Source organism: Bradyrhizobium sp. 1 (assembly GCF_023073315.1).
Taxonomy (GTDB): domain Bacteria; phylum Pseudomonadota; class Alphaproteobacteria; order Rhizobiales; family Xanthobacteraceae; genus Bradyrhizobium.
The window spans coordinates 20,839-39,244 of record NZ_JADPJH010000036.1; the positions used below are offsets into that span (position 1 = coordinate 20,839).

19 protein-coding genes and 1 pseudogene are annotated in these 18,406 nt (G+C 59.5%); 13 read left to right on the forward strand and 7 right to left on the reverse strand.

All coding sequences use genetic code 11. The features are described 5' to 3' along the window. Nucleotides 1-31: 31 nt before the first annotated feature. The 6 genes and pseudogenes from IVB29_RS34040 to IVB29_RS34065 all read right to left on the reverse strand — a co-directional run bounded on the left by IVB29_RS34040 (nt 32) and on the right by IVB29_RS34065 (nt 3,981). On the reverse strand, nt 32-442 hold the full coding sequence (locus IVB29_RS34040; RefSeq protein ID WP_247507800.1) for an IclR family transcriptional regulator C-terminal domain-containing protein: 411 nt from the start codon (nt 440-442) through the stop codon (nt 32-34). Beyond that, entirely contained in the window at nt 433-873 is a 441-nt protein-coding gene (locus IVB29_RS34045; protein WP_247507801.1) for a helix-turn-helix domain-containing protein, read from the reverse strand. Before IVB29_RS34045 ends, IVB29_RS34040 begins: the two co-directional genes overlap by 10 nt. A 411-nt stretch (nt 874-1,284) precedes the next feature. Then, a pseudogene (locus tag IVB29_RS34050) lies at nt 1,285-1,518 on the reverse strand (enoyl-CoA hydratase/isomerase family protein); the annotation flags it as partial. Nucleotides 1,519-1,683: 165 nt separating this feature from the next. Beyond that, nucleotides 1,684-2,157, reverse strand: coding sequence for a hypothetical protein (locus IVB29_RS34055; protein WP_346731322.1), 474 nt, complete (start codon nt 2,155-2,157; stop codon nt 1,684-1,686). Between the two features lie 236 nt (nt 2,158-2,393). Then, complete coding sequence (locus IVB29_RS34060; RefSeq protein ID WP_247507803.1) at nt 2,394-3,539, reverse strand: thiolase family protein; 1,146 nt, start codon at nt 3,537-3,539, stop codon at nt 2,394-2,396. Nucleotides 3,540-3,561: 22 nt separating this feature from the next. After that, entirely contained in the window at nt 3,562-3,981 is a 420-nt protein-coding gene (locus tag IVB29_RS34065) for a hypothetical protein (protein ID WP_247507804.1), read from the reverse strand. Between the two features lie 97 nt (nt 3,982-4,078). On the opposite strand from IVB29_RS34065, the gene IVB29_RS34070 reads away from it, so the two are divergent. The 8 genes from IVB29_RS34070 to IVB29_RS34105 all read left to right on the forward strand — a co-directional run bounded on the left by IVB29_RS34070 (nt 4,079) and on the right by IVB29_RS34105 (nt 10,836). Beyond that, entirely contained in the window at nt 4,079-4,735 is a 657-nt protein-coding gene (locus tag IVB29_RS34070) for a TetR/AcrR family transcriptional regulator (RefSeq protein ID WP_247507805.1), read from the forward strand. After that, the gene (locus tag IVB29_RS34075) at nt 4,732-6,285 is read left to right on the forward strand and encodes an AMP-binding protein (RefSeq protein ID WP_247507806.1); all 1,554 of its coding nucleotides are present in this window, start codon (nt 4,732-4,734) and stop codon (nt 6,283-6,285) included. The genes IVB29_RS34070 and IVB29_RS34075 overlap by 4 nt, the downstream gene beginning before the upstream one ends. Then, nucleotides 6,282-7,073 carry an SDR family oxidoreductase gene (locus tag IVB29_RS34080; protein WP_247507807.1) on the forward strand — a complete coding sequence of 264 codons (792 nt, stop codon included), beginning with the start codon at nt 6,282-6,284 and terminating at the stop codon, nt 7,071-7,073. Before IVB29_RS34075 ends, IVB29_RS34080 begins: the two co-directional genes overlap by 4 nt. A gap of 12 nt (nt 7,074-7,085) precedes the next feature. Then, nucleotides 7,086-7,859 carry a crotonase/enoyl-CoA hydratase family protein gene (locus IVB29_RS34085; RefSeq protein WP_247507808.1) on the forward strand — a complete coding sequence of 258 codons (774 nt, stop codon included), beginning with the start codon at nt 7,086-7,088 and terminating at the stop codon, nt 7,857-7,859. Between the two features lie 80 nt (nt 7,860-7,939). After that, on the forward strand, nt 7,940-8,836 hold the full coding sequence (locus IVB29_RS34090; RefSeq protein ID WP_247507854.1) for a nitronate monooxygenase: 897 nt from the start codon (nt 7,940-7,942) through the stop codon (nt 8,834-8,836). A 26-nt stretch (nt 8,837-8,862) separates the two neighbouring features. After that, nucleotides 8,863-10,083 carry an ABC transporter substrate-binding protein gene (locus IVB29_RS34095; protein ID WP_247507809.1) on the forward strand — a complete coding sequence of 407 codons (1,221 nt, stop codon included), beginning with the start codon at nt 8,863-8,865 and terminating at the stop codon, nt 10,081-10,083. 113 nt (nt 10,084-10,196) lie between these two features. After that, nucleotides 10,197-10,397, forward strand: a complete 201-nt coding sequence (locus tag IVB29_RS34100) for a hypothetical protein (protein WP_247507810.1) — start codon at nt 10,197-10,199, stop codon at nt 10,395-10,397. A gap of 16 nt (nt 10,398-10,413) precedes the next feature. Next, a complete protein-coding gene (locus tag IVB29_RS34105; RefSeq protein ID WP_247507811.1) occupies nt 10,414-10,836 on the forward strand; it encodes a hypothetical protein in 423 nt (140 codons plus the stop codon). A 683-nt stretch (nt 10,837-11,519) separates the two neighbouring features. Here the strand turns inward: IVB29_RS34105 and IVB29_RS34110 are convergent. Beyond that, nucleotides 11,520-11,987: a hypothetical protein gene (locus IVB29_RS34110; protein ID WP_247507812.1), complete on the reverse strand. Its 468-nt coding sequence runs from the start codon at nt 11,985-11,987 to the stop codon at nt 11,520-11,522. Between the two features lie 567 nt (nt 11,988-12,554). On the opposite strand from IVB29_RS34110, the gene IVB29_RS34115 reads away from it, so the two are divergent. From IVB29_RS34115 to IVB29_RS34135, 5 genes are all read left to right on the forward strand, one after another. Continuing rightward, complete coding sequence (locus IVB29_RS34115; protein WP_247507813.1) at nt 12,555-13,367, forward strand: ABC transporter ATP-binding protein; 813 nt, start codon at nt 12,555-12,557, stop codon at nt 13,365-13,367. Further along, nucleotides 13,364-14,242: an ABC transporter permease gene (locus tag IVB29_RS34120; protein WP_247507814.1), complete on the forward strand. Its 879-nt coding sequence runs from the start codon at nt 13,364-13,366 to the stop codon at nt 14,240-14,242. Before IVB29_RS34115 ends, IVB29_RS34120 begins: the two co-directional genes overlap by 4 nt. A 115-nt stretch (nt 14,243-14,357) precedes the next feature. Then, nucleotides 14,358-15,365, forward strand: a complete 1,008-nt coding sequence (locus IVB29_RS34125) for an ABC transporter substrate-binding protein (RefSeq protein ID WP_247507815.1) — start codon at nt 14,358-14,360, stop codon at nt 15,363-15,365. A 102-nt stretch (nt 15,366-15,467) separates the two neighbouring features. After that, the gene (locus tag IVB29_RS34130) at nt 15,468-17,102 is read left to right on the forward strand and encodes a GMC family oxidoreductase N-terminal domain-containing protein (RefSeq protein ID WP_247507816.1); all 1,635 of its coding nucleotides are present in this window, start codon (nt 15,468-15,470) and stop codon (nt 17,100-17,102) included. A gap of 67 nt (nt 17,103-17,169) precedes the next feature. Then, on the forward strand, nt 17,170-18,354 hold the full coding sequence (locus IVB29_RS34135; RefSeq protein ID WP_247507817.1) for an ABC transporter substrate-binding protein: 1,185 nt from the start codon (nt 17,170-17,172) through the stop codon (nt 18,352-18,354). Nucleotides 18,355-18,406: the final 52 nt, after the last annotated feature.

Genomic DNA, 18,406 nt, shown 5'->3' on the forward strand with positions numbered 1-18,406 from the left:
TGGGCGAATGCCGGGTTTCCGGAGCCGAACTTCAGAACGGTGCTTCCCTTCGCAATGTTGTCGGCGATCGGGGAGAATGCAGCTCGGCCGGTTCGTCCCGCGGCCCGGAGAGCTCGTCCTTGCATCGCGCGGCGAATACCATGAGGTACTCGGCGATCTCTGAGCAAAGTGCTTCGGTTGGCTTAATATCCTGCAGGCTCATGTTGAGTGCGTAGCCTGGCAGGCCGTCCAGGACGACCGGAGTGGCGACGGCGAGTACGCCCGGCTGCCGGGAGACCGCACAATAGCCCTCGCCCCTGACCGCTCGAATGGATGTCTGCACCTCGGCGATCAGCGCCTTGGTGGCGGCGGCATTGCGTCGCCTGAATTGCGCGAGCAGCGTGTCGCGCTCGGCGTCGGGGATGCCCGCTAGATAAGCGCGCCCGAGCGAGGTCAACTCCATCGGCCCTGTTCGCCGGCCACGATGCTGCGCAGCGTCGGACGCGGGTTGTGGCGAATGGATTCCAGGTAGACCATGATCGTACGATCCGCCGTCGCGAGACCGACGTTCAGCCGGCGCCGCGTGGATTCAGCCCGCATCAGCGGGCCGAGCACCTTGAGCACCGGCGACCCCATCCGAACGGCATGGGCGAGGCTGAGCACGGCGGCGGCAAGCCGATAAATTCGCTCGGTTCGAACTTCCTTGAGCATGCCGAAGTTGACCAAGGTCTTGGTCAGTCGGGTGACGGTGGAGCGGGGCAGGCCGGTGCGCTCCGCGATCTCGCCGTTGCCGAGCGTATCGACGCCGGGCCGGAACGCGCCCAAGATATGGATGCCCCGCTCCAGCGACCGATTTCCATTTGCGCTGCCAGAATATTGCCGCGCTGAAGCCATACCGCGTTCTCTCCGACCCATTCCACTAAGCGGTAATAGGGCATTTCCGCTTTTATGACGATTCAATATACGAGCAAGTAATAAAACATAGTGCAAAGCATCTCGGGAGCGCGAACCGCAATGTCTAACCTTCCTGTTGGGTAATCGTCCGGCGTGGTCCGGTTCGTCGACTTGGATGCGGCGGACGCCGGTTTGAAATCGATACATCGTTGGTCCTTCGGCGCGGGCGCGCCGAGATGTCGGGGTCGGCATCCGCCGGCGCGGCCGGAGTGATGCGTTCTCCGCGATGAAGATCGGCGCACCGTGCCAAACCACAATCGAAGGCTTCCACATGACCTATCAGCTCATCGAGTTCTCAGTCGATGCCGGCGTCGCTACCATCGCCAATATGGAGCATGATCAACCTGTCCAGAGCGCGGTATCGGCACCCAGACCGGCCGCAGCGCCGTTGACCGTGGCGATGGTCGGCTTGGGCAGCATGGACTGAACCCGATGCACGCCCTGCCGGCGGCTCCAGCCGTTGAACGCGACCTCGCCTTGCGGAGCTTCCAGGCGCCGCCTCATGCCGCTGATATCGCCGCCCGCGCAGAACGCGCTGCCGCGCCCGGTCAGCACCAGCGCCCTGATCTCATTGTCGCTTGTGACCGAGCCCGAGATTGGAACTTGCTCGCCAACGTCCAAAGGGTAGCTAGATCGCGCACAAAAGGCGGCTTTTGACGGATTATTAAAGCGTGCCGGGCCAACCAAACTGCTCCCCGACAAGAAACAGGCCCTCCGAAATGGTGGGTTTCGCGATGTAGCGCTCTCCCACTACGCCTTTCCGTCTGTCCGTACGCAAGATCGCCGTCGTTTCAGGACGGTTGCGCAATGAATTTCGTCACGTAGGCCTCGATCGAGGCGAGCGAATGTTTCCGCTCCTCCTCGGAAATGAAGGCAGCCGTGAAGCTGCCGAACGATCTCGTCCAAAGAGAGATCTAAGGCCCGACGGCATTCAATCAGGTTCTCGCTGACATACCCGTCAAAGTAGGAGGGGTCATCTGAGTTCACGGTCACATGCAGGCCAGCGTCCATCAGGTCCTTCAGCGGGTGCCGCTCGAGCGAAGGCACCACCTTTAACCGCAAGTTGGATAGTGGGCAAACAGTCAGGGCGAGCTTTCGTTTCGCTATTTCCTGAACAAGATCAGGGTCGGCCAGGCAGGCCCACGGTTCCGCCCGCTCAGGCGTTGCCTCAAATAGCAATTTGAGATGGGTTGCAGGTCCCGATTTGAGCCTACCATTTGACAAGCTTCCGAGTTTACCGGCGCCGTCAGACGAATGAATTCAATCAAGACTGCAGGATGATCCCTCGCGCGCGTTTTCCTATCGGCACCACGTTTCCATTGCTCCGCGGCACCATTTGGCCCTCTCAAGGCTGAAACAGGGGTTCGATTCCCTAGGGAGCCGCCAAAATTGCCACCACTCCGAATAAAACTGCGAACCCAGTGGCTATGCGGCCCTGAGATCCTTCGACAACGACGCAGTTAGCGTCGTCCCTCCATGATGTGCACGTAGCAAACCGCGCCGACGCCCACCATGTGGGCCATGCCGACGCGGGCGTGTGGATGTTGCCTCTCGCCGGCCTCTCCTCTGAGTTGCTTGGTGATTTCTCCGATCTGGCCGATGCCGGTTGGCCCGATCGGATGTCCCATCGCAATCAGTCCGCCCGACGGATTGATCGCGCATCGGCCGCCGATATCGAGGGCGCCATCCTTCAGCATCTGAACGCCATCCCCTTCCGGACACAAGCCGATGCTTTCGATGTAGTGAAGTTCTTCGACCGTGAACGCATCGTGAAGCTCGATTACGTCGAGGTCTTTGGGTTGCCGCTTGGCTTCAGCCAGCGCCAGTTCGGCTGTCTCCCGTGTGAGCGCGGCATCGAATCCCACGCCGGGTGGATAGATACGTTCGCTGCGTCCAACGGATGCAGTGACGCGAATGGCGCGATCGGGATTGATGCCGTATCGCCGGATGCCTTCGTCGGAAGCGACAATAACAGCCGCCGCGCCTTCGCCAATCGGCGTGCACTGGAGCGATGTGAGCGCTCCCGAAACCTTCTTGCCGCCGAGCACCTCCTGAAGCGTTCGCTCTTGCTGTCGCTGGGCGTTGGGGTTCTTCGCGCCGTTGCGATGATTTTTCACGGCAACGAGGGCGATGTCTTCGACCGACGCGTTGTAGCGCGCGGCATACTCGTTCGTGAGGAGCGCGAAATGGGTAAACGGAACGATCGCATCATCGGCGAGATGATCGATGCCCGTGTTCGAACGCTGTACCGGATTGCGTTTGTCCACACCCACCGCAAGGGCTACGTCGCTGATACCGCCCGCCACCTCGATACATGCCTGACGAAACGCCGTGGAGCCGGAAGCTGAGGCATTCTCGATATGCACGAGCGGCGCGCCGGTGGTTCCTAGGTGGCGCAGCATCGGCCGGCCGGCTGCCATGCCAAGCAGAGCGGTCGCGACATAGCTTGATTCCACGGCAGGCCATTCGATCTTTGCGTCCGTTAGGGCCTCGCGGATAGCGGCAAGACCGAGTGAGACGTAAGGGGTCTCGCTCGGGTTCTGGTAACGGTGCCAGCCGACACCAACGACATAAACCGGCCGCAGATCGCTCAAAGTCCGTACCATCGCAAAACTCCCGGGAAAGAAATCAGATCGCTGCGGTGAAACGGAGGTCGAGAACAGTTTCTCCGGATTCGCCTGATCGAACGGGCACCAGCCTTGCGGTCATTCGCTGTCCCGGCGAAACGGCGGCACTGTCTTCCGCCAGCACGGATCGGACGACCGGACCGTCATCGAGTGCGACTTTGACGATCGTGAAGGGAGCGGGGCGGTTCTTGTCGGCATGAAGATGCACAACGGCTTCCGCAAGCAGCGTCCCGCCCGTCGACAGTTCGCAAGGGGTGAGCGCATCGCCATGGTTGCCGCACTGCTCGCAGCCATAGGCCTGCATAGGAAAGAAAACGTAGCCGCAGCGGCATTGTCCGCCAAGCAGAACCGGAGCGGACCCGCGTGGGCCACCGGAGCCGAAAGAATAGATATTTGATTTCAATAGCTTGTCGGTTGACATCGGATTCTTCCAGAATATTTGTTGACTGACCAACAAACATTGTTCTAGATCATTTGCAAGTGAAAAAGGGCGATTAGACAGGGGAGCGAGGGTCAACATGATCCGGACGGTTCGGCGCACGAAGGAGCGGCAAAGCGACGAGTCCGCTTCAATGCGCGAGGGACGTACTCAAGCCGAGCGTCGCGATGAGGCGGAGCGCCGGATACTCGAGGCAGCAGCGCTGATTGTCGCCGAGGAGGGCTTCGAGGCCATCACGCTGGCGGACGCGGGAGAACGTGCCGGCTATAGCCGTGGGCTGCCGTCGCATTACTTCGGGACCAAGAACGATCTTCTGTCGGCGTTGGCGGTCTACATTATCGGCTCGTTCATGGCGCGTCGCCGCGCCAGTGCCGACCTTTCCGGATTCGAGGGTCTGATCGCTTCGGTCAAATACTATTTCGAGTCGCCGCCCCAGAACACGAAGATGGTTCGCGCCTTTCATACGGTGTTGGCCGGTGCACTTCACACGCCTGCGATCAGGGCCACGGTCGCGAAGGTCAATCGTGACTCCATAGCGGAAATCGTGAGCGCCATCAGAGCTGGAATCGAGACCGGCGCGGTTCGTGCCGACGTCGACCCCGAAGTCGAGGGGGCACTGATCCTGGCAACGCTGCGCGGGTCGGTGGCGCTATGGCTGGCCGATCCCGGCGGGACCGATCTCGACCGGATCGGCGCACAATTCATTTCGACTCTCCGGCGGAGGCTGGCAAGATGATCGAGATCCAACCCAATAGCGTCGAATTCTGGGCTGCGAACCGGCCCGACGACATCGCATTTGTCGAAGGCGACCGTCAGTTGACGTGGTCGCAACTCAACGACGCGGCCAATCGCGTTGCGCATGGTTTGACGGCGAGGGGTGTGGCCGCAGGCGACATTGTCGTGCTGCGAACCCAAATCCGTATCGAATGGCCGATCTTGAGTGAGGCGCTCGGTAAGCTCGGTTGCTCGCTGCTCGGTCTCAACTGGCGGCTGACGGCGGCCGAAACGAAATACGTGCTGTCCAATAGCGGTGCGCAAGTTGTCGTCTGTGACGATACCGATCCGTCGGCGCTGGTGCCGGCTTTTGATGGTCTTCTCGTCAAGCTCGCCGTGTCCATCGACAAGTCATCGCCGGGATTCGTTGACTTCTCGGACCTGCTGAAGGCGGCAGCGGAGCCTGCGCTCGTGTCAAGAGGCCGCCCGCCGCTGATCCTTTATACGTCCGGGACGACAGGCCTGCCCAAGGGCGTTGTCTCGGCGCTTCAACCCGTCGCGAAGATCGACACGAAAACCAACGAATACCTCGCGGACGTCGCGCAGACCCGGCGCGGACATCCCGGCGGCGTCTCGCTGCTGACTCTGCCGCTGCATCATGGCGCAGGCCCTTCGCAGGTGTGGGGCGCGATCCAACTCGGCAATACCACCGTGATGATGCGGCGTTTCGATCCGGAAGGTGTGCTGCGCCTGATCGCCAAACACAGGGTCACCAATTGGACCGGTGTCCCAACCATGTACAAGCGGCTCGCGGCTCTTCCGCGCGACTTACTCGAATCCCATGACGTGTCGTCTATCCGGGCGCTTTCGGTCGGGGCGGCTCCCGTGCCTTACCAGCTCAAGCGATGGATCATCGACTATTTTGGGGACGGCGTTCTTGGCGAGGGCTACGGCGCAACCGAAGTCGGAATGATCAGCTTTCTTCCACCGGATATGCAGGACAAGAAACCGGGATCGAGCGGCCGTCCGCACAAGCATGTGCATATCAGTATTCGAGATACCCAGGGCAACGAGTTGCCGCGTAGTCAGACTGGTGAGATATGGATCAGAACGCCTGCGACGATCAGGTCATATCTGAACGGCAAGCCGCTCAGCCCCGATACGCTGGATGCGGATGGTTACTTTCGCGTTGGCGACGTCGGAATGCTGGATGACGACGGCTATCTGTTCATCACCGATCGCGCCAAAGACATGATTATCGCCGGCGGCGTCAACATCTATCCGGCCGAGATCGAGGCCGCGATTCTCAAGCACCCGGATGTTCAGGATGTCGCCGTGATCGGTATTCCTGACGAAGAGTTCGGTGAGCAGATCAAGGCGTTCTGCGAATTGAAGCCCGGCCATCAAACGGACGAGGGCTCAATCCTGGATTTCTGCCGCGAGCATCTCGCATCGTACAAACGGCCGAAAACACTATCGATCGTCGAAGAATTGCCGCGCAACACAATGGGCAAATTGCTCAAGCGAGACCTACGTGAGCCCTACTGGAAGGGCCGGGAGAGAAATGTATGAGTGAGCTTCTCGATCTTGGAAACAAGGTAGCGCTGATCACCGGCGCGGGACAAGGAGTCGGGCGTCAGATTGCATTGCACTTTGCTGCGCACAACGCGGCGGGCATTGTCGTCAATGACTATTTCCTCGATCGCGCCGAGCAGGTCGCCCAGGAAATCAACGCGAGCGGCGGCAAAGCGCTCGCGGCGCAAGCAGACGTCACGAGTCTAGCGTCGGTCAAGGCCATGGTCACCAAGGCCGAACAAGCCTTCGGGCCGATCGACGTGCTCGTCAACAACGCCGGCAACGCAGGCGCCGTTCCCGATCCGGATGCGCGAAAGCCATTCTGGGAGACGGGTCCGGAGGTGTGGAACAGCTTTATTGGAGTCAACCTCTATGGCGTCATCAATGGCGCAGCAGCCTGTATCCCGAGGATGATCGAGCGCAAGGGTGGCCGGATCATCACTGTTATTTCGGATGCGGGTCGTGCCGGCGAAGCGGGCTTGGAAGTCTATTCCGGTGCGAAAGCTGGCGCCGCAGGTTTTACCCGAGGAATCGCGAGATCGCTGGGGCGCTACCAGATCACCGCCAATTGCGTGGCGATTGCTGCCACCATGACGCCGGCGATCGAAGCGCGCTTGAAGGCTAATCCCGAACTGCAAAAGAAGATGATGGAGAAATACGTCATCCGCCGTCCGGGCCAACCCACCGACGTCGCCAACATGGTTCTGTTCCTTGCATCCGACGCCAGCGCCTGGATCACCGGCCAGACCTATCCCGTCAATGGCGGATTCAGTTTTGCACTGTGAGGCCAGCCGACGATGACCAGCGAGACTGAACAAGTCGTCCTCACTGAATGCCGCGGGCATGTTCTGGTGGTGACCATCAACAGGCCGGTTGCGAAAAACGCGTTCAATGCCGCGGTCGCGCACGCCGTTTCGGCGGCGATGGATCTGCTCGACGCCGAGGACGAATTGTTCGTCGGCGTCATTACCGGGGCGGGTGGAAACTTCTCCGCCGGCGCCGATCTGAAGGCGGTCATGCGTGGTGAACGTGCCGTCACCGAACGCGGCGGCTTCGGACTGTTTCGCCGGCCGCCTCGCAAACCCCTGATCGCGGCGGTCGAAGGATATGCCGTCGGCGGCGGCCTGGAACTGTGCCTGTCTTGCGATCTCATCGTCGCCGCGCGCGACGCCAAGATGGGATTGCCGGAGGTCAGGCACAACGTCGTTGCCGTCGGAGGCGGCTTGTTTCGCCTGCCGAAGAGGATTCCGTATCACGTTGCGATGGAGCTCGCACTGACGGGACAGTTCAAGAGCGCGGAATTCTTCGAAAGACTGGGGCTCGTCAATCGCCTGGTCGAGCCGGGACAGGCGCTTGAAGCCGCGGTCGCACTCGGCAACGAGCTGCTGACAAACGGTCCGACCGCTTTGGCAGCTTCAAAGGAAATCATTTTCCAGGCCGCGAACTGGACCGATGAAGCCGGCTGGGCCGCGCAAGCGCCCATCGCACAAAAGGCGCTGAATTCGGAGGATCGCACGGAAGGTCTCAAGGCATTTGCCGAAAAGCGCAAACCGGTCTGGAAGGGCAGATAGCTGTGAGCGTATCCCCAGGCCGAAGCGCATTACCAGCGACAATCACCGAGCGGCTGCGGTTGCCGCTGATCGCCGCGCCTATGCTTCGCGTATCCGGCGTGGACCTCGTCACAGAAGTCTGCCGGGCAGGAGCAATCGGCGCCTTCCCGACGGCCAACGCACGGACGGTCGAGGAACTCGATGCCTGGCTTGGGCAGATCGAGCGCAACGTCGCTGGTCTTGACCGTCCGGCCGCGCCGCATTGTCCGAACCTCATCATCCGTCAGCCACGGCTCGAAGACGATTTGGCATGTCTGGTTCGGCACAAAGTCGAACTGGTCATTACCAGCGTCGGATCGCCCGCCGCTGTTGTGGAACCGCTTCACGATATCGGCTGCCTGGTGCTCGCGGACATCGCCTCGCTGCGCCATGCCGAGAAGGCGCTCAAGGCTGGAGCGGATGGTCTGATCCTGCTGAGCGCAGGGGCGGGCGGACAGACAGGCTGGGTCAATCCCTTTGCGTTCGTTCGTGCCGTCCGATCCATGTTCGATGGCCCGATCGTACTTGCGGGCGGCGTGACGGATGGTACGTCGCTGGCTGCGGCGCGTGTTCTCGGCTGTGACCTGGCCTATATGGGGACGCGGTTCATCGCGACCAACGAGAGCATGGCGAACAACACTTATCGTCAGATGCTGGTCGACAGCACGCTCGACGACGTCCTGTTGACCAAGGCTTTCACCGGGCTTGATGCCAGCATGCTGCGGCCATCCATCGTCGCCGCGGGCCTGGACCCATCGAATCTCGATGAATCGGTGTCCGAGGCGCGGGCGCGCGAAAAGTTCGGCGGAAAGAATTCCGGAGAGGGACCCAAGCGCTGGAGCGAAATCTGGAGCGCGGGGCATTCCGTGTCAGGCGTCCGCTCCGTCACCGGAGCGGCCGATCTCATCAACGAAATAGTTGAGCAGTACGATGCAGTATTCGGAAGATACTCGCCGTAATTTGCTACGAACTATCAGGAGGAAAAATGAACAAAATAAGCCGAAGAACTGTATTGGCAGCTTCTGCGTCGGCACTCGCAGCCGGAGTAATCGGGCGAAAGGCGTCCGCAGCCGGTTCATACGATCCGGGCGCGAGCGACACGGAAATCCGTATTGGGCAATTCGGGCCGCTGAGCGGTCCGGTATCGTCGTTCGGTGTGCTTGCCAGCGCCATGGATGCTTACTTTCGTATGCTGAACGAAGCGGGAGGCATCAATGGCCGCAAGACCAAATTCATCTTCTACGATGATGCCTACAGTCCCCCAAAGTCGGTTGAGGCCGCGCGGCGTCTCGTCGAGGGCGACGAAGTTCTTTTCATCTCAGGCGCAATGGGATCCGCCGGCAATCTCGCCGTGCAGAAATACATGAACACACGGAAAGTGCCGCAGCTATTCCTCGCGGCGGGTGCGGGAAAGCTTGCCGAGCCCGCGTCCAATCCCTGGACCATGGTGGGCGCAACGACATTCGAGATGGAAGGAAGCGTCTCCGGACGTTACATTGCCGGTGCGCTGCCGAATGCCAAGATTGCCGTAATCTACCAGAACGACGATGCCGGCAAAGCGACCTTGGCGGGATTGAAGAAGGGTTTAGGTGCACACACGTCTCGAATCGTCTCGGAACTGAACTATTCAGTCGGAGATCCGACGGTCGATTCGCAGATCGTCCAGATGAAATTATCCGGGGCGGACGTGGTCAACTTGATTACCATTCCGAGGATGGCGAGCCAGGCGCTTCAGAAAATAGCCGCGCTCGAGTGGAAGCCTCAGGTGTTTCTAGGTTCGGGCAACTCGTCGACGCGGGCGACCTTGAAGCCGGCAGGTTTCGAGAACGCTCAAGGTGTTCTTGCAACGGTCACCCGACAGGATCCCGGAAACCCTCTCTGGGCCGATCAGCCGGACATGAAGGAATATCTGTCATTTCTCGATCGCTACGTGCCGAACGCGGATCGTGCCAACGATCTCTACTCCATCGGATACACGATTGCGGCATCGACCGCGCATGTCGTTCGACAATGCGGCGATCAGCTGACGCGTGCCAATGTCTTGCACCAGGTGACGAGCCTGAAGAATTTTGTCGCTCCGCTTCTCGTTCCGGGTATAACGCTTAACACGTCCCCGACCGATTACGTGCCGGTAAAGCAGTTTCAATTGATGCGCTTCAAAGGCGAAGCTTACGAGAAGGTCGGAGAACTGCTGAGCGCCGTGTGATCCGTGGCCACGCTGCAAGATGGCCTGAATCCGGGCAGGGGCGCTGGGCGCGGAAATTACAAGGAAATTGAATAACATAAGAGTTCGCAGTTTTATTCTGAATGGCGCACCTCATGTTCGACACGGAAACCACCGAGCTTTTGCGCGCGGTCCTCGATGAAGTCTGCGAAAGCGTTTCGCACCGCGAGATCGGAGCACGGACTCACGTAGCCTCGAAAATACTAGAGGCCGCCACCCAAGGAGAGGTCTCGCCCGATGGCCTTAGGCAGGTCGGCCGCGACGCCCTGTCCCGTGCACCCACGATGTGGCGCTGATTGATCCGGAGGGGGCGTGAACTTCCAGGTGACGGTCCTCAAGATCCTAGTGAGCTATCCGGATGGCTTTGCCGTCATGGAGGACCTCAAACGCGACATGGCCATCTTGGCGACCAGTGGCCGCGAATGGGCGGACCGGACCAACCGTCTTGCCGCGCGGGTGCCCGAGCTCGATGTCTTTTCCCATGGGCTGGTCGAACGCATCAGCGGCGGATGGCAGATCACGGCCAAGGGACGAGCAGTGCTCGAGTTCATGGAAGCCCGCCCACCTGCGTTCGAACCGATCCAGCCGCCTTTGGTCGAGGAGACTACGGCTGCGGTAGTCGCTGTGACGCAGGTTCCTCCGCTTCGGCAGCCCGTTGATCGAGCCAAGCGTCGGCGCGAACGCCGCGAGCGTCGGCGCGAGGCGCGCGAACGAGCGAGGGCGACCGCCTCCTGAAGTGTCCTACAGAGCCGGCGAGGCACGAAGAGATGACGGGAGCCGAACCCGCGCGTATCGCCAGCCGCGACAGCTCCGCTGGCCCTGACCGCCCAGCAGCCCCGTTTCAATGGAGAGCCCGTTTCCGCCCACGAGACCACCTGCCGTTTCAAACCCGTCTTGAAGCGTCGATGAGAACACAGGGGTCCGGAGGCCGGTCAGCTCTATGAGCGCCGAGGGGCCGAGCTCGAGGAACGTCCCGAGCGGCATCCGCTCGAGGTTCAGGCGCGCAGTGGTGACGTTCTCGCTGAGCTGTCCTGCTCCGACATTCAAGCCCGCTCCGAAAGGGACACGCCGAGCTCGGATGGAATCAGGTGAACCTGCCGCAGATTCGAAAGGCGAGGCTTGCGGCGGACGAGATAGCGGTGCTGGACAAATGCGCCGGCGTGAGCGTCGCCTTAGACACTATGGGGCTCCACCTGCACGATCCGATCCTGAGGCGGTTTGCAGAAGTGGTGACCGCGATCGGCCGCGGCTGGACGGCGTCATGCGCCGAGGAACCAAGCCAGGTTCATCGGTGCAATCCGCTTCCTACCTGTCCATCGACGCGGCCTCAGTATAATCCCCCGGTGCGGCTGAGGCCGTTTCCTTGTCAGCAGCATTTTGACCAGCCGGATAGCTCACTTATGAGGTCAGTGGCGTCGTTAGGCCGACATTGCGGCCAGGGTCGCAACAAATCTCTCCGCGACATCACGGCGTGAACACTGGATGCGCTCGTTCACGCCACCTGCGGAGCGCATATCGATCTCACCGTAAAGACAGATCGGTAGTTGTCGGTTGTTGTTGAAGCACCGGTCCGGACCGCCCTTGCGGTTCACGTAGCGCCAGGTCTGGTCCACCACAATGGCATCGGCAGGTGGGACCTCTTCGTCGATGAACCGAGCATTTCGAAACGTGAATTCGACATCCTGGTAGGCGAAGGCGGCGACCGCCCTGCCGGTCGTGACGAGGATGGCGTCAGGCCTCAGGTAGAAGGTCTCCTTTCCCAGTGGCACTTTCAGAAAATCGACGTTGCTTTTGATCAGGTGCGGCTTGTCTCTGCTCAAGGAGACCGGGTGCCGTTGGATCAGCTTCGAGGCACCTGCGTTGCGCTTCCAATCCGCTTCCTGCATTTCGAGAGGGACGTTCCAGATGCCGCCGCAACTGGTTAGGCGTGGAAGGCCGAAGCGAGTGTTTCAAACCGCGACGAATACTCCGCTGAGAACTCGTACTCGAGGGATACGGTGCTGGATTCGCGGCCGTGAACACGCAAGATACAGCGACGCTTTGATGCGCTGCTCCACTATGGAGATTTCTCGTCAGCGCTGCTTGGTCCGGACGCTGCGCGGGTTTTCGGGATGCGGTAATTCGTCCGCCTCGCACAAAGACTTCAGAGCAATCCGTACTTGACACCTTACCGATTAAAGATACGGTCGTTTGTTAGAATAAATATGCATCGGGAGGTTAGGCATTTGATCCGATCGATTCCACCCGTGCGGGGTTTGCGGAATTGTAAAATTCGCGGAGAAGAGGACTCCGCAGCACGAGGGCGCGTGCGTTCCCGCCAAACAATCACCGGCCCGTGCGCGTTGTGGCGAAGCTTCCATTCTATCTGCTTGAAGCTGAGGTTGCGATTCTGACAATCGCGTTCACAAACAGTATGGCCTAACCGCCGTAAGCTCGGAGGCTAAGGACGCAGAATGATCGATAAGATTTCCGTTTCGATCAGAGACGTCACCAAAATCTTCGTTTCTCGTACCGGGGAAACGAAAGCGTTGGCAGAAACAAGCCTCCATGTCCGGGAGGGAGAATTCGTCAGCCTGCTTGGACCTTCGGGATGCGGAAAGTCGACGCTACTGCGGCTTCTCGCGTCGCTGGACCGGCCCAGCACAGGCGAAGTCGAACTCACATTAAACAACGCCGGAAGGTCGCCCGTGTCCGTCGTGTTTCAGGACTACAGCATCTTTCCATGGAAGACTGTACTGGGCAATGTCGCTTTCGGACTTCGTCTCGCCGGCAAGAAGCGCCCCGAAGCCGAACGGATCGCCAGAGAGCACATCGTCCGGATGAACCTCGCGGGATTCGAAAATGCCTATCCCGGCCAGTTGTCCGGCGGCATGAAGCAGCGCGTTTCGCTCGCGCGCGCGCTGGCTCTCGACCCCGACCTTCTGCTTCTCGACGAGCCATTCGCAGCGCTCGATCCGCAAATGCGTCAGATCCTGCAGGAGGATCTGCTTCGTCAGTGGGAAAACGGCGACGTTAGGACCGCGATCTCCGTCACGCACGACCTCGACGAAGCCATTCTCCTCGGCGACCGGGTCGCGCTGATGAGCGCTCGTCCGGGCCGGATCAAGCGCATCTTCGATGTGCCATTCGGGCGACCGCGGTCTCCCGATATCCGTTACAGCCAGAAATTCTCGGAGATTCGGCAGGAAATATGGGCCAGTCTCCGAGACGAGGTCAGACCTGCCGGCCCGGACGCCGCCCCAATCAAGCATTCGGAGCCGATATGAACGTTGCGCCTGGGTCGCCGAGGGCCTTAGAACGTACGACGCGGATCGTAAATAGTCCCGGCCAGCTCGAACGGCAGCATAGCAAGTTGGTCGCGCGGCGCAGCCGTTTCCGCCTGCTCTTAAACTTTCTTATTCCTGCCGCGCTCCTGCTTGGCTGGGAAGTCGGCGCCATCTTTGGAATGATCGACCGGCGTTTTTTTCCGCCGCCCTCGGCCACGACAATCGCGGCGATCAAGCTTTTCGCCAACGGCTCGCTTCTCGGGCAAATCGTCGTTACACTTTATCGCGTATTCGCCGGTTATCTTCCGGGCGCGCTGATTGGAGTGGTGTTCGGAATTTTCACTGGATCTTATTGGACGGCGGATGCGCTGTTTCGGCCGGTCCTTACCGCGATGTATACTGTGCCGAAACTCGGCATCTTTCCCTTGATGCTTCTGATCTTCGGTCTCGGCGATCTCCCAAAGATCGCGCTCGTCGGACTTTCGGTGTTCCTCCTGATTGCGATTACGGCACATGATGCCGCACGCGCCGTTCCCAGCGGCTTCATCGATGTCGGTCGGGTGTTCGGCGCAAAGCCCCACCATCGCTTCCTTGAAATCACGCTGCCCGCCTCCGCCACGATGATTTTCAGTGGTCTACGCCTTGCGATGGGCCAAGCGATCTTGGTGACGATCGCCACCGAAATGGTGAACGGCGACGACGGCGTCGGCTTCCTGATCTGGCACTCCTGGAGCATTTTCGAGCCGGCCTCAATGTTCGTGGGGATCGTAACTTCTGCCCTGGTCGGAGTCCTCTCGATCGGTCTCGTGACCATCGTTGAGCGGTTCTGCATTTGCTGGGAAGACCAGAACCAAACCAAGCTCGCTTTCACCTAACCATCAAACATGCGTCATATTGAGGCCCAAAATGCGTTTGCTTTTGCCGAAAAGTGGGCTAATCGCCTTCGCAGCCTGCGCATCGCTCATGCTCGGAGCGCTCTTCGGATATCCTATGAACGTGCTTGCGCCGCCGGCGGCGGCTGAGGATTCTCCCTGGCGGACTTCATACGATTGCAGCCCGCTGACCAAGATCGAGCAAGTTACAGTGGGCACCGCGCTAGCGCTCAGCGTCGGCACCCCAATCACGGCCGAAGGAGCCGGGCGCTATACCGAGGAAAAGCTCTCAGCAAAAACCGAGATATTTCCAACCACGCAAAATGCGGTCGCGCTTGTGGCGGCGGGGAAATTGGATGCAGCGGTTGGCGGCCTGTCGTCGAACGTCTTCAACTCCATCGCGAACGGCATTCCGCTTGCGGTCGTCGCGGCCTATGGCCAGATAGATGCAAGCAATCCCGCAGGCGGCTTCATGGTTCGCACCGATCTGCTCGACAGTGGGACCATCCGCACGATGAAAGACCTGAAGGGCCGCACAGTTGCCTTTCCGGGCACCGTCGGCAGCCCTTCGGCTTATCTGACTGAATTGCTTCTGGCCGAAGGTGACGTCACCTATCGAGACATCAAGCATGTCAATCTGGGGTATTCCGACATGCTCGCCGCGTTTCAAAACCAGCGCGTCGATGCGGCGTATGTCGCGGCACCCTTCAAGGTCGGAGTCGAACAGAGCAACGTGGCGCGCCCCTTCGGAAACGTGGCGCTCGTGGCCGGCCAGAGCAGCACCGGCATCCTCTTTGGCACGAGCCTGCTGCGCGATCGGCCCCAGGTCGCTTGCGCCCTCCTGCGCGCCCATCTCAAGACAGCGAGAATGGATCTTGCTCCTGGCTACAGCAAACGCGGCGACATCGCGAAATATTTCGTCGAGATCGGCAAGATGCCGGAAACTCTGGTCCGGTCCACTCCGGAGTATCGGTACGATCCGGAACTCGCCGTGTCTGAAAAAACCATGGCTCAAATGCAGAGAATGTTTATCGCGGACGGGGTCCTGAATATCCCGTCCCCGCTACCTTACGAGAAGATCGTACCTCTGCAGTTTCGAAAGGCCGTTCTCGATTCGATGAAGTAAGAGCTCGATATCCGATTTCAAGCCCGAAGAGGGATAGGCACATCACGCTCGCGACAGGACCACGAAGACTGGTACGAGCATCTCTGTTAGAAGGTATGAATATTGCCAAGCGCTCATTTTTTCACGGATGATCTTGAATTTGACTTCGTAATCGTCGGAGCCGGCGCGGCCGGCTGCGTCTTGGCCAATCGTCTCAGCGAAAATCCGGAAAATTCGGTCTTGCTGATCGAAGCCGGCGGATCGGATCGGCATCCACTTATCCGGATTCCGGCAGGCTTCTTCTACCTCCTGACGCATCCAAAGCTGAGTTGGGGTTTCAAGACCGAGCCCGAAGAAGGTACCTATAACAGAGCCATCAACTATCCGCGTGGAAAAGTGCTCGGAGGCAGCAGTTCGATCAACGGCATGTGGCAGTCTTGGGGATTACCACGGGACTATGATTCCTGGGCGAAGGCCGGTTGCGACGGGTGGAGCTTCGACGACATCGCACAGTATATGATGAAATCGGAAACCTACGAGGCCGGCTCGGAAGGAAGAGGCAAGACCGGTCCGCTGATCATATCCGATTTCGTCAAGCACCATCCCCTTACCGAGGATTTTATCCGGGCTGGTCGCGAGCTACAGCTACCGGTCTTGAAAGACTACAATCGCGACACACGCGAGGGCGTGGGACTGGTGCAGCAGACCAGAACAGGCCGCTTCCGTGTAAGCACGGCGACCGCCTATCTTCGTCCTGCAATGAGCCGACGCAACCTGACTGTCGTCTGTCACGCTCACGCATGTCAGATTACCGTCAGGAACCAAGTTGCGACGGGCGTCACCTATCGTCGGCACGGCGAAACAAAGACGGCTCGCGCGCGCCATGAGGTAATCCTCTCGGCAGGGGCAATCGGATCGCCCCATCTGCTGCAACTTTCCGGGATCGGAAAGAGCGGCGACCTGCAAGCGCTTGGTATTCCCGTGATCCTCGATCTGCCGGGAGTGGGATACAACTTACAGGATCACTATCTCGCGCGGGTTGTATATGAAGTTAGCGGGCAGTTGACGCTGAACGAGTTGAGTCGCGGCTGGCGACTGTGGCGCGAAATAGCTCGGTATATATTCAAGGGCGAGGGAATTCTCACCTATTCCGCCGGCAACGGCACCGGTTTCTTTCGTAGCCATCCTGCATTGCCCCAGCCCGATTTGCAGTTCAATTTCACACCGGCCAGCTACTCTTCGGCAAGGATCGGTAAGCTCGAGACAGTGCCCGCAGTCTCCTGCAGCGTCTGGCAGATGCGCCCCGAAAGTCGCGGCAGGATATCCGCAAAATCGACCGATCCATTCGCGGCACCTGACATCTCGCCTGCTTATTTAACGGCAGAGATTGACCGGAAAGCGATCGTAGAAGGACTGCGCATGTGCCGCAGGGTTATGAATTCATCGGCTTTCGCTGCTAATCGGAAAGCCGAACGATTACCCGGCGCAGCCGTGGAATGCTACGATGATTGGCTCGACTTCGCTCGCAGAACCGGATCGACCGTCTATCATCCCGTTGGAACATGCCGCATGGGAGCAGGAGAAGATGCGGTCGTGGCTCCGGATCTAAAGGTTCGGAATATCGAGCGACTGCGCGTGATCGACGCATCGATCATGCCGAGCATCACCTCATCGAACACGCATGCACCGACAGTCATGATCGCCGAGAAAGGCGCTGCCATGGTACTGGCGGACTTGCGGCGGAAGAGGACACCCTGATCAATCGGATTGCGCGCCGGACGCCGGATGAACAGGTTAGCAATAGCGATACCCAAACGGAGGACCTATGAAGACCCTATCGCTCGCTACCGCTCTGATGGCATGTCTCAGCTCGTCAGTGCTCGCGCAAAAGGCCTATGACCCAGGCGCAAGCGACGCCGAGATCAAGATCGGCATGACCGCGCCGCTGAGCGGTCCGGTCTCAGGGTATGGCGTCTCATGCGGAACGTTTGAAGCCTTCTTCAAGATGACCAATGAGAAGGGCGGCGTGAATGGCCGCAAAATCAATTTCACTTGCGAGGATGACGCCTACTCGCCGCCGAAGACTGTCGAAAAAACGCGCAAACTCGTCGAATCAGATGACGTCCTGTTCATGTTCGCTTCCATCGGGGCAGGTGCCAACGCCGCCGTGCAGAAATATCTGAACCAGAAGGCTGTGCCCCAGATCTTCATCAATTCGGGTGCCTCACGATTCAACAACCCGAAGGAATTTCCCTACTCGATGCCTGCGGTCCCGAATTATCATACCGAAGCAAAGTTATTCGCTGATCACATCCGCAAGAATTCACCGAACGCCAAGGTAGCTCTGTTCTTTCAGAACGATGACTTCGGCAAGGATTATCTGAACGGCCTCAAGGACGGTTGGGGTGACGACACATCGAAGTTCCTGCTAGCAACCGAGCCTTTCGAGGTCTCCGAACCCACGATCGACTCCCACATCGTCAAGCTCAAGGCAACCGGCGCCGACGTCGTCGTGCTCGCAGCGGTGGGCAAACAAGCCACGCAAACGATCCGAAAGATTGCGGAACTCAACTGGAAAACTACAATCTACATTACCTGGGGCGCAGCCAACATTCCGCTGGTCTTCGAACCGGCCGGATTGCAGAACTCCGTCGGCATCATCTCAACGGCGATCTACAAGGACATTGGTGATCCCGGCACGGCGAAGGACCCCGACACAATCGCGTACATGGGATTCATGGAGAAGTACGCTCCCTCGATGAACGCTGCTCACACGACCAACGCCCAAGCTTATGTGATGGCGAACGTTTTGCTCGATGTCCTCAGCCGGGCCGGCGATAACCTGACGCGGTCAAACATCATGAAAATGGTCGGAAGCATCGACATTGCACCGCCGCTCTTCCGTCCGGGCTTGAGATTTAAGACCGCGCCGGATGACTATGACGGCATCAAGACCTTCAAAATGATGCGATTCGACGGCAAGGGGTGGGTCGAGGCGACCGGACTCTAGTTGCCGGGAAAAATCCGCCGGTCTGGTCTAGTGTGGCCTGGACCGGCGTCGT

Excerpts from the sequence above, each read along its gene's own strand:
- IVB29_RS34065 (WP_247507804.1), bottom strand. The coding sequence starts at position 3,981 with ATGTCAACCGACAAGCTATTGAAATCAAATATCTATTCTTTCGGCTCC.
- IVB29_RS34045 (WP_247507801.1), bottom strand. The coding sequence starts at position 873 with ATGGCTTCAGCGCGGCAATATTCTGGCAGCGCAAATGGAAATCGGTCG.
- IVB29_RS34125 (WP_247507815.1), top strand. The coding sequence starts at position 14,358 with ATGAACGTGCTTGCGCCGCCGGCGGCGGCTGAGGATTCTCCCTGGCGG.
- IVB29_RS34100 (WP_247507810.1), top strand. The coding sequence starts at position 10,197 with ATGTTCGACACGGAAACCACCGAGCTTTTGCGCGCGGTCCTCGATGAA.
- IVB29_RS34095 (WP_247507809.1), top strand. The coding sequence starts at position 8,863 with ATGAACAAAATAAGCCGAAGAACTGTATTGGCAGCTTCTGCGTCGGCA.
- IVB29_RS34120 (WP_247507814.1), top strand. The coding sequence starts at position 13,364 with ATGAACGTTGCGCCTGGGTCGCCGAGGGCCTTAGAACGTACGACGCGG.
- IVB29_RS34115 (WP_247507813.1), top strand. The coding sequence starts at position 12,555 with ATGATCGATAAGATTTCCGTTTCGATCAGAGACGTCACCAAAATCTTC.
- IVB29_RS34085 (WP_247507808.1), top strand. The coding sequence starts at position 7,086 with ATGACCAGCGAGACTGAACAAGTCGTCCTCACTGAATGCCGCGGGCAT.
- IVB29_RS34135 (WP_247507817.1), top strand. The coding sequence starts at position 17,170 with ATGAAGACCCTATCGCTCGCTACCGCTCTGATGGCATGTCTCAGCTCG.
- IVB29_RS34060 (WP_247507803.1), bottom strand. The coding sequence starts at position 3,539 with ATGGTACGGACTTTGAGCGATCTGCGGCCGGTTTATGTCGTTGGTGTC.
- IVB29_RS34110 (WP_247507812.1), bottom strand. The coding sequence starts at position 11,987 with ATGCAGGAAGCGGATTGGAAGCGCAACGCAGGTGCCTCGAAGCTGATC.
- IVB29_RS34040 (WP_247507800.1), bottom strand. The coding sequence starts at position 442 with ATGGAGTTGACCTCGCTCGGGCGCGCTTATCTAGCGGGCATCCCCGAC.
- IVB29_RS34090 (WP_247507854.1), top strand. The coding sequence starts at position 7,940 with ATGCTTCGCGTATCCGGCGTGGACCTCGTCACAGAAGTCTGCCGGGCA.
- IVB29_RS34080 (WP_247507807.1), top strand. The coding sequence starts at position 6,282 with ATGAGTGAGCTTCTCGATCTTGGAAACAAGGTAGCGCTGATCACCGGC.
- IVB29_RS34070 (WP_247507805.1), top strand. The coding sequence starts at position 4,079 with ATGATCCGGACGGTTCGGCGCACGAAGGAGCGGCAAAGCGACGAGTCC.
- IVB29_RS34075 (WP_247507806.1), top strand. The coding sequence starts at position 4,732 with ATGATCGAGATCCAACCCAATAGCGTCGAATTCTGGGCTGCGAACCGG.